The organism is uncultured Negativibacillus sp., from assembly GCF_944388365.1.
Classification (GTDB): Bacteria; Bacillota; Clostridia; order Oscillospirales; family Ruminococcaceae; genus Negativibacillus.
The window spans coordinates 1-12,907 of record NZ_CALXIN010000053.1; the positions used below are offsets into that span (position 1 = coordinate 1).

Here is a 12,907-nt window from a genome sequence, read left to right on the forward strand (position 1 = left end):
AGGTATGCGTCAGCGTGCGATGATTGCCATTGCACTGGCATGTTCTCCCAAGCTGCTGATCGCGGATGAGCCGACCACGGCGCTGGATGTCACCATCCAGGCGGACATCATCGATCTGCTCAAACAGCTGCAGCAGGAGATGGGCATGGCGATTATCATGATTACCCACGACCTGGGCATCGTCGCGGATATTGCCAAGAAGATCGTGGTCATGTATGCGGGCAAGGTGGTGGAAACCGGAACGCACTACGATATTTTCTACCAGCCAAGACATCCGTATACTCAGGCGCTGCTTCGTGCAGTACCTCGTCTGGATGTGGAGGAGGACCAGCAGCTGGAGTCGATCGAAGGCACGCCGCCGAATATGATCGACCCGCCGCACGGCTGTGCGTTCAGCACTCGATGCAGTCGCTGCATGAAGGTCTGCCAGCAGTACGAGCCGCCGCTGTTTGAATTTGAGGATGGACACACCGCTCAGTGCTGGCTGTACCATCCGCTGGCAGAACAGGCAGAAAACAAGACAGGAGGGATGGCATAACCGATGGAATCCACAGAGAAAATTTTGGAAGTCAACCACCTGAAAAAATACTTCAAATCAGGAAAGGGAACGCTCAAAGCGGTGGACGATGTTTCGTTCTTTATCCGCAAAGGCGAAACACTGGGCATCGTCGGGGAATCGGGCTGCGGCAAGACCACCTGCGGACGAACCTGCATCGGCATCTATGACCGTACCGCCGGAGAGGTTTTTTATAAAGGCAAGGATGTGCACAAGCTCAAAGGCAGGGAGAAAAAAGCCTTTACCAAGGAAGTGCAGATCATCTTTCAGGACCCGTACTCCTCGCTCGACCCCAAGATGAAGGTGGGAGACATCATCGCCGAAGGATTGAGAGCCCATCAGCTGTGCAGCAGCAAGGAGGAAGAACGCCAGCGGGTGCATCAGCTGCTCGAGACGGTGGGACTCAACTCCGAGCATGCCACCCGCTATGTGCATGAGTTTTCGGGCGGTCAGCGCCAGCGCATCGGCATTGCTCGCGCGTTGGCAGTAGAACCGGACTTTATCGTCTGCGATGAGCCGATCTCGGCGCTGGACGTTTCGATTCAGGCGCAGATTGTCAACCTCCTGATCCGCCTGCAAAAGGAAAAAGGTCTGACCTACCTGTTCATCGCCCACGACCTGTCGATGGTTAAACATATCTCCAACCGTGTCGCCGTCATGTATCTGGGCACCATCGCCGAAATTACCGATGCAAAGGCGCTGTATCAGAAGCCGCTGCATCCGTATACCCAGGCGCTGTTGTCCGCAATTCCGATTCCAGACCCTAAGGTGGAGGAAGAAAAACAGCGCATCAAGCTAAACGGCGAACTGCCCAGCCCGATTGATCCGCCGGCAGGATGCCGCTTTAGAAATCGCTGCCGCTATGCGACCGAACGCTGTGCCAAGGAGCGTCCGGAGCTGCGGGAGATCGAGCCAAATCATTTTGTAGCCTGTCACCTTTACGATCAGTAAGGGATAGGGATAGATATGTATCTGTTATACAGCAGAGGAGGACTTCCCACACGGGAAGTCCTCCTCTGCTTTGTTATCATCAGTTTTTGGATTTTGCCTGTTTTTCAGCTTGCTTGACCGCCTTTTCCAAAGCTTCGGTCAGCAGACACAGCGCTTTGATGCGGGCATAGTATTTGCAGTTGGATTCGATGATGTGCCATGGCGCATACTCGGTGCTGGTCTTTTGCAGCATCTCATTGATGGCGACTTCGTACTCGTCCCATTTTTCGCGGTTGCGCCAGTCCTCCTCGGTGATTTTCCACTGTTTTTCCGGTGTGTTCTGACGCTCCTCAAAGCGGGCAAGCTGGGTATCCTTGTCGATCTGCACCCAGAATTTGAGGATGACAGCACCCCAGTCGGTCAGCTGCTGTTCAAACTCGTTCATCTCGGTGTAGGCGCGTTTCCAGTCGCTTTCCGAGCACAGTCCTTCCAGCCGTTCTACCATGACACGGCCGTACCAGGTGCGGTCAAAGATGACAATGTGTCCCTTTTTAGGCAGGTTTTGCCAGAACCGCCACAGATAATGGCGGGCAAGTTCATAGGGCTTTGGTGCAGCGACAGGAATGACCTTGTAGCCGCGTGGGTCCAGTGCGGAGGTAATGCGCTTGATGTTGCCTCCTTTGCCGGCAGCATCCCAGCCTTCGTAAGCGAGGATGACCGGAATCTTCCAGCGGTAAATCTGGTTGTGCAGCTTTTCGAGTTTTTTCTGGTAGTATTTAAGCTGTTCCTTGTATTCCTTACGGCTCATCTGCTGGTTTAACGGGATTTGGCTGAGCAGCGGCATTTCGATCAGCGGGAATTCCTTGCTGCAAGGGTTATATTGCGGGTCAGACTGGCTGCCTGGAAGCACGCCGGCCTGCTTTTGAGCGATGGCCTGTTCGATGCTGTCACAGAGAATGGTCAGACAGTCGATCTCCGACTGCTTGCGGTGGACAGAGTCGATCACATGCCACGGCGCATAAGGCAGACTGGTGGCCTGCAGATAGTCCTCAAAGTCTCTCAGGCAGCGGTCGTAGTGGCGGTTTTGCCAGCGGTCGTGGTCGCTGACGCGCCAACTGGTGTCAGGATTTTGGGAGAGTTCGTCGATCCGCTTTTCCTGTTCCTGCTGGTCGATATGCAAAAAGAGCTTGACCAGCAGATAACCGTTGTCGCACAGCTGCCGCTCAAAGACGCGGATCTCCTCCAGACGGTGTTCGTACTCTTTGGAACTAAGCTCTCCGTTTTCCAGCGCGCGGATGGTTTCATCCATCCAGCCGGAGTCCAGAAAGATCAGCTTGCCGTTTTCAGGGATATTCTTCATGTGGCGCGCCAGAAACGGTTTGGCAAGCTCCTCCGGAGTAGGAGAGGAGACCGAGATGACCTGGAAGAATCGCGGGTCAAGGTCGTGGATCATCGAAGCGATGCGGCTGCCTTTGCCGGCAGTGCCCCAGCCTTCAACCAGCACCAGCACCGGAAGCTTGTTTTCCTTGAGCTTGGTTTGCAGCGAACCAAGCTGTTCACTTTTGGTACGAATGAGCTCCTTTTTTGTTTTGCGATCCATGGGGACCTTTTGAAAAGAAAATTGTGCAAGACAGTTTTTTTGATATAACATAAAAACCCTCCTGAGAAGAAATTCTAATTATTGTACACATAAGCGACAATTTGTTTTGAATTATGACTTGAAAAGGAGAAAGAAATAGGCTATACTAAAGACAATCATCATTTGTCACTATTTTACTACTTTGTGTCGGCATGAAGCAACGATAAATGTGAAATTTTTTATGAACAGAGGAGGAATCACTTTGAACAGAAAATATTTGGCAGCATTGCTGGCGGCGGCAATGATCTTTTCGATGGCGCCTACATCCGCCTATGCAGCTTCGCTTCGTCTGGGCGGCACCAAGACCGAAACAACGCAGGAAGCAGCACAGGAAAAGAAGAGCACCACCAAAAAAGCAAGCAGCACCCAAAAGGAGAGCGAATGGCAGCAGGAGATGCTGGACAGCATCAATGCAGCACGCAAAAAAGCAGGGCTGCAGCCGTTAAAACTCAACGAGGATGCCTGCAAGGCAGCACAGGTGCGCGCCAAGGAATGTCTGAAAAAGTATGACCACACCAGACCAAACGGTAAGAGCCTGACGACAGCTTTGGACGAAGCAGGCGTAAAATACAGCTACTGGGGAGAAAATATCAACGAGAAACAGGCAACCGTTTCCTCTACCATGAAATCCTGGATGGCTTCCAAAGGACACAAGGCAAACATCCTGGGAGAAAACTTTGACAGCGTCGGTTTTGGACGTGCAAAGGACAAAAACGGCAGCTATACCTGGGTACAGATGTTTTATAAAGCAAAATAAATCGACAAAAGGCAGACTGGAAGAAAACAGTCTGCCTTTTGTTCTGAAGAGATAGAAACAAAGCGCAGTTTTTAGCCGTTTCAGACGAACAATGTCAAAAACAAAACAATAAAAATTGCATTATTTGTAAACAATTCTAAACGTTTTTGGATTTTCGATTGACATACATCATCTAAGATGATAGACTTAAGCCAGTGAGAAGGACTTACCATTTTCCAAAAGAAAGGTTGTGTTGAAATGAACTGTGTAAAAATTTCAGAAGCTGAGTATCCGTTGATGGAGTATATTTGGGAACATGCTCCAATTTCTGCGTCGGCACTTGCAGCATACTCGCAGGATGCCTTCCACTGGAAGAAAAATACCACCTATACTGTTATCAAAAGATTGACACTCAGAGGTGCACTGGAAAGACAGGAACCAGGCTTTATCGTTACTCCACTGGTCACCAAACAGCAGGTGCAGCAGTCTGAGCTGGAAAATCTGTGCAACCGCATTTTTGCAGGCTGCTCCAAAGACTTTATTCTGTCCTTCATCTCCCGTGAATCGGTCAGCGATGAAGAGCTGGCACAGATTAAGCAGGCAGTACAGGAATACCAGCGCTAATTATTCTAGATAATAAAAAAGAGGACAATGTCCAGAAATCTTCCGTGGGAAATATTATGGTAAAATAACAGCCTCCTCTGCCGGACTTATTCCAGGCAGGGAGGCTTTCTTTTTTGGGTTCAGCTTGTTTTCTTTTGACGGAACAGAACCTGACAGACGGTGGCCCAGATGGCACTCATATTGGCAATGATCATCAGAGCGGTCAGCACAATCTCAAAGAAGATCCATCCGCGGATTTCCAGGACCATGATAAATGCCGGTGCCAGCAAAACCACGGTGTTAAACAGCAGGCGCACAGGGTAAAAGTGCATCGGCATAAATCTTCTGGTGTCGATGACACGCAGCAGGAAAACAACGAGGTAGCTCAGGAAGGTTGCAAATGCAGCACCGTTGACGCCGAAAATCGGGATGAAAAAGAAGTTGAGTACAACGTTGATGACAGCGCCCACACCGGTGGTGACAAAGTTGAGCATACTCTTTTTCTCCACCATGTACACACTGCCCAGGAAGGTGGACATGCAGGAGAAGATGGTCGAGATCAGCAGCAGAGGGATATATTTCCAGGAGGTATAAAAGGCATCGGAGGTCAGCAGCAGGATAATCACCTTGGAAAAGAGGATGAGCCCTGATGCGGCGGTGCAGATCAGCGACTGATAACACAGGAAAACGTGGGTGAAGAAGGAGGAGCGCTTGGCAGGATTATCGTTGACAGCCGAAATCTGCCAGGCATCCATGAAGATGTTGGACATCAGGACGATGATGGTTGGAATTTTATAGGCCACAGCAAACAGTCCGTTGTAGCTCTCGCCCATAAAGTAAGCGATCATATAGCGGCTTGCCATATTGTTGACCCACCAGAAAATCGAGTTTGGAATCAGTGGGATGGAGTAGCGCAGCATCTCGCTAGTGGTGGACAGGCGCAGTCCGCGAATATGCAGATATTTTCCCAGTCGGGCAATATAAAACAAAAACAGAGTGGACAGGGTGTCCGCCGAGATCATCGCCAGCATGTAACCGTCGATGCCCCATTTGAGCACAACAAGGTAAAGAACATTGAAGAAGATGGTGGTGGCAGTGGAGAGAATGCCGTCCAGCGCATAGAGCTTGACATATCCTTTGGCGCGGACAAACTGGGAACAGAGCGAACGCATCGACGACATCAGAACAAAGACGTAGATCATCATGGTGTTTTCGTTCAGATAGGGAACGTGGACCAGGATCGGCTCCAGGATGAGCAGCAGGACAAATCCGCCCAGGATGGTCAGAAAGCCGGTGGTAAAGACATCGCGTTTGCGATAATACTTGTCCAGTCCAAAGCGGATGATGCCGTTGACAATGCCGCAGGACACCAGCGGGAGCAGAAAGTTTCCCACCTGTACCATCAGGTCGACGGTGCCGTATTCGGCATCGGTCAAAACGGTGGTGTATAAAGGCATGAGCAGAAAGACCAGCACCTTGGAGCTGAAGGTGCCGATTGCGAAGATCAATGTATTTGAAATCAGTTTCCAGTATTTGTTCAAGACGGTTTCTCCTGACTATTTGATAGTAATAATTGGTAAGCAAATGATATTATAGCATCTTTTGGAAGAAAAGGAAACGCGCATCGGGCGAAAACTTTTCAAACTCATCACAGAAAAGGCGAGAAGTGTCCCTGCATCGTTGGAAGAAAAAAGATATTTTTGGGAAAAAGTGATGTGCAAACCTGTGATCTTATGTTATAATACCCTTGTTTATATGCTGGAAAAGGATGGATGACAGAAACGATGAACAATGAGGATGATGGCAAGATGAACAATGATCAGCTGCTGGAAATAACAACTGAAATTGGTTGGAGACTGCTGCAGAGCGGAGCAGAAATATATCGAGTGGAAGAATCCATTCGCAGGATGCTGGAGGCCTACGGGTTTCCCGAGGCGGAGGTGTTTTCCATTCCGTCCTGTATTATCGTCACCATCAACGATGAAACAGGACATGCGCTCACCCGACTGAAGAGGGTACGCGGCTCTTCGCTGGATTTTGACCGGATTGACCGGCTCAATAACCTTTGCCGGCACGTCTGTTCCGAGACGCCAAAGCTCGAGCAGATTCGGCAGTCGCTGGATGCTATCATGGGAAAGAAGGACTATTCTTTCTGGACCAGGATGTTTTTTACAGCGTCCATCTCAGCTTCCTTTACCTTGTTTTACGGCGGCGCCTTTCACGATTCGTTTGTCTCCTTTTTCATCGGCATTCTGTTGTTTCTGCTGATGACCATGCTGGATCGTTTTCATACCAACAGCTTTTTTCAAAATATCTTTGGCAGTGCTCTGGTAGCAGGGCTTTCGCTGTTGACCACCCAACTTGGCTGGACCATCCATTATGATAAAATGATTATTGGTACCCTGATGAATCTGGTGCCTGGTATTGCAATTACCAACGTTATGCGGGATATTCTGGGCGGCGATCTGATCGCCGGAATCATCAAGCTGGTGGAATCGCTGATGGTAGCGGCCGGCATTGCTCTGGGAGCCGGTATGGCGTTGTCGACGCTGCGCTATCTGTTCTTAACTGTTTAGAAGGAGGAGTGTATTGTGATTGAAAACATTCCGGTTTTTTTCTATACCTTTATGGCGTGCTTTTCCTTCTGCTTCATTTTTAAATTCCATAAGCTGTCCCATATGATTGCAGCGGCGGCCGGCGGCATGCTCAGCTGGGTTTTTTATGTGATGTTTAGCTTTCTGGGCAACGACCTTGCACAGTACCTGATCTCCACCATCATCGTTTCGGCCTATGCCGAGGTGATGGCAAGGGTGTTCAAAGCGCCGGTCACAGGATTTCTGACCATCGGCATCCTGCCGCTGGTTCCTGGAGGCGGCATTTATTATACGATGGAATACTGTGTTTCGGGCGAGACGTCGATGTTTATCGAAACGGGCCTGCACACCTTTGCGATTGCAGGAGCGCTGGCAGTGGGAGTGCTGGTGGTGTCGTCGATCGTCCGTCTGGTTCATATGATGCAGCTTTATCCCAGAATAAAACGAAAACTGCAGCGCAAAAGTTAGTTTGTTTTCAGGAGATTCACCGTTTTATCACTGATTGCGTCAAAAAAACAGTTCTCTGTTTGTAGGAATTTTCTATTTCTTTCCCTTGATTTTACGAAAAATTTTCTCAAAAAGCTGAAAAGTGAAAAAGAAGGCGTAAAATTAAAAAAGATAGTATTGTTTTTTGAACAAATCATGCTATACTCTATAATCGTATATCATGAATACTTCAGACAGGATATGGAGAGTTATTGTGATGAAAGATTTTGTGTTACAAATCAACCTTTTGGTGTTCATTGCTCTGACGATTTTTTATTTGTATCAGATTGTTTATGTTGCAGTCGTTCTTTTCAAAAGGTATCGGAACAAACAGTGTCTCCCATGCACCTTCCATCGTTTTGGCGTTGTCATCGCAGCGCGAAATGAAAGTGCGGTCATTGGAAATCTGATCCGAAGCATCAAGAACCAGACCTACCCGGAAAAGTACATTGACATCTTTGTTGTAGCGGACAACTGTACAGATAATACGGCAGAGATTGCACGCCAGTCAGGGGCAATCGTTTATGAGCGATTCAACAAAGAAGAGGTAGGAAAAGGATATGCGTTGGATTTTGCCTTCCGCCACATTGCGCAGGATTACGGCAACAACTATCATGATGCTTTTTTGATCTTCGATGCGGACAATCTGCTCGACCCGCACTATGTGGATGAGATGAACTCTGTATTCAGTCAGGGGTATCAGATCATCACCAGCTACCGCAATTCCAAGAATTACAGCACCAACTGGATCACCGCCGGTTATTCGCTGTGGTTTTTGCGCGAAGCAAAATATCTGAACAATGCCCGTATGATGCTGGGAACAAACTGTGCTATTTCGGGCACCGGTTTCTTGATCAGCAACCAGATTGTTCAGAAATACGGCGGCTGGAAGTTCCACCTGCTGACCGAGGATATCGAGTTCTCGGTTGTCAATGCTATTGAAGGTGAGCGCATCGGTTATTGCGGCACAGCAGTGCTGTATGATGAGCAGCCGACCACCTTCCGCCAGTCCTGGGCACAGCGTCTGCGTTGGTCCAAAGGCTTCTATCAGGTTATCTGGAAGTATGGACGTGCACTGCTTGCCAAACTGTTCAAGAGCAAAGAACATCCATTTTCCTGCTACGATATGTTTATGACCATCGCACCGGCTTCTCTGGTATCGCTGGGCTGTCTGCTGATGAACATTGCGTTTTTGTTGGTAGCGATTTTCCAGCCGCACTATGTCGATGATCTGGTTGTGGTTGCAGGAAAGTCGGTACTGTTCTCGTTTGTCAACTTCTATCTTGTGCTGTTCTTGATGGGAGCATTGACTACTATCACCGAGTGGCGCCAGATCAAGGCGCCTGCGATGAAAAAGATCGTCTACATCTTTACCTTCCCGATTTTCATCTTTACCTATATTCCGATTTCGATTGTGGCACTGTTCAAGAATGTACAGTGGACTCCAATCAATCATACGGTTGCAAAATCGGTGGAAGAAATGAAATAGTTTTTGATTGGCTCTGTGTCTTTGGACACAGAGCCTTTTTATATGCAAAAGGCGCCTTCGGGAGCATACTTCCCGAAGGCGCAGAATGTTGACAGCAGACAGTCAGCGGTTGGAGCCCAGTCCAAAGCTGATGGACAGTGCGCGGTTGACCTGGGACATGGCGTCCGCATCCAGGCTGCCCATTTTTTCTTTGAGCCTGCGTTTATCAATGGTACGTATCTGCTCCAGGAGCACGACCGAATCGCGGGTCAGCCCACAGTGGCGCGAATCCAGTGCGATGTGGGTTGGCAGCTTGGATTTTTCGGTCTGGCTGGTGATGGCCGCCGCGATCACTGTCGGACTGTAACGGTTGCCGACGTCATTTTGTACGATCAGCACCGGACGGACGCCGCCCTGTTCTGAACCTACGACCGGACTCAGATCCGCATAGTAAATGTCTCCTCGTTTCACAGTATCACGCTCCGACGTTTGGTTTGATTTGACTTCGCTGTTATTGTTGCCACCTTCGACGGGCTTAATCACCCATCGAAAAAATTTTAACGTCCCTTTCATCCTATGGTGCAGGTCAAAAAATGTTCGCCAAACCTTGGACCAAATAGGAGGCTGCGGCATATACTGTATGCCTTGCCCGATAAAAGGAAGTGACTTTGATGGTATTTTTCGCGCTTTGAGGAGGTTATTTTGCAGGCAGGGAGCAGGGGAGGAGATTTTATCGTGCAGGAAAATTTCTGCACGATCTCCTGCATGCTGCCATCCCTGCCAGAGGCAGGTCAGCACAGCTTCCAGATGCTTGGGAACGAAGCTGGATAGTTTTAGAATTCTGTCAAAAAAGATAAATTTATTGATAAAAAACACTTTTGCATAGTATAAATTATATAAAAACAGAAAAAAGGCTGCCAGAAATATCCGGTTGAAAAACAGCTTGCCTGCCCCTATAATAGCCTCAGGACCTAACGAAAGGACAAACGTAAAAAATCAAAATTCTCAGGAGGCTATTTCAAAATGAAAAAATTTGTATCCATGTTTCTGGCAGTATGTGCAGTATCCAGCATGAGCGTGACTGCATTTGCACGGCAGGCCGAGGCAATCAACGTCACCTCGGACGAGGCGATCAAGCTGTCGTTCGGCGAGGAAAAATTTGAGGAACTGCTGCAGCCAGGCCAGACCTACACCTACCCACTGTACATCGAGCAGGAGGACGGCAGCGTCGTTCCGCTGACCGACGAACATCTGGAGGATGTCAGACTGCGTGCAGAGAGCAAAAACGGACAGAACAGCATCTCTTCCTTCAAGGTAGAGGAAGAGGACGACGTTTATCAGCTGGAGGTTGTGACCGAGGCTGGCTGGCCTACCGAACAGGTGGAGGTCGAGGGCGTTGTCAAAGCGGTAAAACGTTCCAATGGACAGATTGTCAGCAGCGCAGAAGCAAACCTGACCGTCGGCTATCCGACTATCAATGAAACCGCACTGGAAGGTGCAGAAAACGGCGAGTACGTCTTTATTGATGCTGCAACACCGGTGATCTCCACCGAACAGTTCGCAGAGCTCGACGAGATGACCAACGGCGACAAGGTGACCTTCACCAACGGCGTATGGCGCTACGAGGTGCGTGTATCCGGCCAGGAATCGGTCAACATGCTGCACAACGAAAAGGCAATCAAAGAGATCTCTTCCAAGTTTGAGGATCAGAACTTCAAGTATGTTTCCTTCCCGGGCGGTCCGTCCTTCTACTTCACCGGCACCATGACCATCGACGTTTCCGATGAGATGGAGGACTTCGGCGGCAACTTCTATGTGTATCGTTACCTCAGAGGCAAGCTCGAAAAGATTGATGCAGTGGTAGATACCGAGGAAGAAACCATCTCCTTTGAAACAAAGAACCTGGGCAGATTTGTCATCACCGACAAGGAGCTGGCAGACGGCACCATCGTTGATGAGAGCTTTGTGTCCCAGCCGGAAACCCCATCCGAACAGACTCCGTCCGACGAATCCACCGGCACTGTGTCCGACAACAACGACTATCAGGGCGGCAGCGACAAGGTAAATCCTGACACCGGTGCGGAAGACTATGCAGCACTTGCAGCAACCGCAGCAGTGGCAGCTCTGACCGGCGCAGCTCTGCTCAAGAAAAAAAGATAACCTCTTTTTATAATCGAAGATAAAAGTCCATCCTGTGAGGAACGCCGTTCTTGTGTCCGGAGCCGAAGGCTCTGGAAGGGGAGCGGCGTTTCTCGTGCAGGCGATTTTCTGTGGGTACGGCGGTTGACAGAAAAGGGGAAACCTTCTATAATGAAAGTGGCAATCGCTGTCAATTTTCACGGAGTTGACAGCTGTGAGTACCTTAGTTTTGTTTACAATATAAAAAACAAAGGAAAGGAAGATTCTTATGGCTTTAGAATCCGTTCAGGAATTATTTGACTTTATCGAGCAATCTCCAAGCTGCTTTCATGTTATTGACAATGTAAAAAAAGAGCTGAAAAACGCTGGTTTTGAGGAACTGTGCGAAAACAAAAAATGGGAGATCAAAGAGGGCGGCAAATACTATGTCACCCGCAACCTGTCCTCCATCATTGCATTCAAGGTTCCATCCAAGGACTTCAAGTGCTTCCACATCGTTGCCAGCCACAGCGATTCCCCAACATTCAAAATCAAAGACAATCCGGAGCAGTCGGTCAAGGGCAAATATGTTCAGCTCAACACCGAGCGCTACGGCGGCATGATCTATTCCACCTGGTTTGACCGTCCGCTGTCCGTTGCCGGACGTGTACTGGTCAAGACCGACAAGGGCGTACAGACCCGCTTGGTCAACATCGACCGCGACCTGCTGGTTATCCCGAACCTGGCAATCCACATGGACCGCACCGCTAACGACGGCATGAAATACAACCCACAGGTAAATCTCCTGCCGCTGTTCGGCGATGCAGCTTCCAAAGACACCTTCAACAAGCTGGTTGCAGAGGCCTGCGGCGTGAAGGAAGAGGACATCCTCGCAAACGACCTGTTCCTGTACAACCGCACCAAACCAGTTGTCTGGGGCGGACACAACGAGTACATGTCCTGTGCAAAACTGGACGACCTGGAGTGCGCATTCTCCTCGATGAAGGCATTCATCAAGGGCGGCCACAAAGAGAGCGTTTCGGTTTGTGCAATCTTCGACAACGAAGAGGTTGGAAGCGGCACCAAACAGGGCGCACATTCCACCTTTATGTATGACGTACTGCACCGCATCAACATGAATCTGGGCAAAAGCGAGGAGGACTACTACACCGCAGTTGCATCCAGCTTCATGCTGTCGGCAGACAACGCACATGCGCTGCATCCAAACCATCCGGCAGTCACCGACCCGACCAACCAGGTATACCTCAACGAAGGTATTGTTATCAAACACAACGCAAATCAGAAATACACCACCGATGCTGTTTCTGCTGCACTGTTCCAGAGCATGTGCAAAGAGCAGCAGGTTCCGGTACAGAACTTTGTCAACCGTTCGGACATCGCAGGCGGTTCCACACTGGGCAACATTTCCAACTCCCATGTATCGCTGAACACCGTTGACATTGGTCTGCCACAGCTGGCAATGCACTCGAGCTACGAGACTGCCGGCGTACTGGATCTGGACTACATGATCGCTGGCATGGAAGCATTTTACGACAGTGCTGTGATTGCAAACTGCGACGGCGACTACGAAGTAAGATAATACAGTTTAAAAAAGCTCCTGACGGGCAGTCAGGAGCTTTTTTTTTTATATATAGGCTTCTTTGCAGGGTAGTCCCTGCTAAACTTTGCGGGCCTCCGCGGCCCGCACCCGCGGAAACTTTCTTGTGTGAAGAAAGTTTCACAAAGAGCACACAAGGAACCACCTGGTTCCTTGACC

General features: G+C 49.4%; 12 protein-coding genes. 9 read left to right on the top strand and 3 right to left on the bottom strand.

Features of this window, described 5'->3' with window-relative positions; genetic code table 11:
* Both Q0L39_RS07825 and Q0L39_RS07830 read left to right on the top strand, forming a co-directional pair.
* The coding region (locus Q0L39_RS07825) for an ABC transporter ATP-binding protein (RefSeq protein WP_296628135.1) at nucleotides 1-538 on the top strand (538 nt) is incomplete at its 5' end.
* Between the two features lie 3 nt (nucleotides 539-541).
* Nucleotides 542-1,507, top strand: a complete 966-nt coding sequence (locus tag Q0L39_RS07830; RefSeq protein ID WP_296628137.1) for an oligopeptide/dipeptide ABC transporter ATP-binding protein — start codon at nucleotides 542-544, stop codon at nucleotides 1,505-1,507.
* Between the two features lie 79 nt (nucleotides 1,508-1,586).
* On the opposite strand, the gene pap is transcribed toward Q0L39_RS07830, so the two are convergent.
* Nucleotides 1,587-3,086 carry a polyphosphate:AMP phosphotransferase gene (gene pap / locus Q0L39_RS07835; RefSeq protein WP_296628139.1) on the bottom strand — a complete coding sequence of 500 codons (1,500 nt, stop codon included), beginning with the start codon at nucleotides 3,084-3,086 and terminating at the stop codon, nucleotides 1,587-1,589.
* Between the two features lie 241 nt (nucleotides 3,087-3,327).
* Between pap and Q0L39_RS07840 the strand changes: the two genes are divergently transcribed.
* On the top strand, nucleotides 3,328-3,882 hold the full coding sequence (locus Q0L39_RS07840) for a CAP domain-containing protein (protein WP_296628141.1): 555 nt from the start codon (nucleotides 3,328-3,330) through the stop codon (nucleotides 3,880-3,882).
* Nucleotides 3,883-4,119: 237 nt separating this feature from the next.
* Nucleotides 4,120-4,485: a BlaI/MecI/CopY family transcriptional regulator gene (locus Q0L39_RS07845; RefSeq protein WP_296628142.1), complete on the top strand. Its 366-nt coding sequence runs from the start codon at nucleotides 4,120-4,122 to the stop codon at nucleotides 4,483-4,485.
* Between the two features lie 119 nt (nucleotides 4,486-4,604).
* Here Q0L39_RS07845 and Q0L39_RS07850 read toward each other — a convergent pair whose 3' ends face one another.
* The gene (locus Q0L39_RS07850) at nucleotides 4,605-6,005 is read right to left on the bottom strand and encodes a polysaccharide biosynthesis C-terminal domain-containing protein (RefSeq protein WP_296628144.1); all 1,401 of its coding nucleotides are present in this window, start codon (nucleotides 6,003-6,005) and stop codon (nucleotides 4,605-4,607) included.
* A 243-nt stretch (nucleotides 6,006-6,248) separates the two neighbouring features.
* Between Q0L39_RS07850 and Q0L39_RS07855 the strand changes: the two genes are divergently transcribed.
* From Q0L39_RS07855 to Q0L39_RS07865, 3 genes are all read left to right on the top strand, one after another.
* Entirely contained in the window at nucleotides 6,249-7,040 is a 792-nt protein-coding gene (locus Q0L39_RS07855; protein ID WP_296628146.1) for a threonine/serine exporter ThrE family protein, read from the top strand.
* A 15-nt stretch (nucleotides 7,041-7,055) separates the two neighbouring features.
* Complete coding sequence (locus Q0L39_RS07860) at nucleotides 7,056-7,526, top strand: threonine/serine exporter family protein (protein WP_296628147.1); 471 nt, start codon at nucleotides 7,056-7,058, stop codon at nucleotides 7,524-7,526.
* Nucleotides 7,527-7,761: 235 nt separating this feature from the next.
* Nucleotides 7,762-9,033 carry a glycosyltransferase family 2 protein gene (locus Q0L39_RS07865; RefSeq protein WP_296628149.1) on the top strand — a complete coding sequence of 424 codons (1,272 nt, stop codon included), beginning with the start codon at nucleotides 7,762-7,764 and terminating at the stop codon, nucleotides 9,031-9,033.
* A gap of 102 nt (nucleotides 9,034-9,135) precedes the next feature.
* Here Q0L39_RS07865 and Q0L39_RS07870 read toward each other — a convergent pair whose 3' ends face one another.
* Nucleotides 9,136-9,483, bottom strand: coding sequence for a type II toxin-antitoxin system PemK/MazF family toxin (locus Q0L39_RS07870; protein ID WP_296628151.1), 348 nt, complete (start codon nucleotides 9,481-9,483; stop codon nucleotides 9,136-9,138).
* 552 nt (nucleotides 9,484-10,035) lie between these two features.
* Here Q0L39_RS07870 and Q0L39_RS07875 point away from each other — a divergent pair.
* A complete protein-coding gene (locus tag Q0L39_RS07875) occupies nucleotides 10,036-11,172 on the top strand; it encodes a hypothetical protein (RefSeq protein ID WP_296628152.1) in 1,137 nt (378 codons plus the stop codon).
* 247 nt (nucleotides 11,173-11,419) lie between these two features.
* A complete protein-coding gene (locus Q0L39_RS07880; protein ID WP_296628153.1) occupies nucleotides 11,420-12,730 on the top strand; it encodes a M18 family aminopeptidase in 1,311 nt (436 codons plus the stop codon).
* The last annotated feature ends 177 nt before the right edge of the window (nucleotides 12,731-12,907 follow it).

Excerpts from the sequence above, each read along its gene's own strand:
- pap (WP_296628139.1), bottom strand. The coding sequence starts at position 3,086 with ATGGATCGCAAAACAAAAAAGGAGCTCATTCGTACCAAAAGTGAACAG.
- Q0L39_RS07880 (WP_296628153.1), top strand. The coding sequence starts at position 11,420 with ATGGCTTTAGAATCCGTTCAGGAATTATTTGACTTTATCGAGCAATCT.
- Q0L39_RS07855 (WP_296628146.1), top strand. The coding sequence starts at position 6,249 with ATGAACAATGAGGATGATGGCAAGATGAACAATGATCAGCTGCTGGAA.
- Q0L39_RS07830 (WP_296628137.1), top strand. The coding sequence starts at position 542 with ATGGAATCCACAGAGAAAATTTTGGAAGTCAACCACCTGAAAAAATAC.
- Q0L39_RS07875 (WP_296628152.1), top strand. The coding sequence starts at position 10,036 with ATGAAAAAATTTGTATCCATGTTTCTGGCAGTATGTGCAGTATCCAGC.
- Q0L39_RS07865 (WP_296628149.1), top strand. The coding sequence starts at position 7,762 with ATGAAAGATTTTGTGTTACAAATCAACCTTTTGGTGTTCATTGCTCTG.
- Q0L39_RS07845 (WP_296628142.1), top strand. The coding sequence starts at position 4,120 with ATGAACTGTGTAAAAATTTCAGAAGCTGAGTATCCGTTGATGGAGTAT.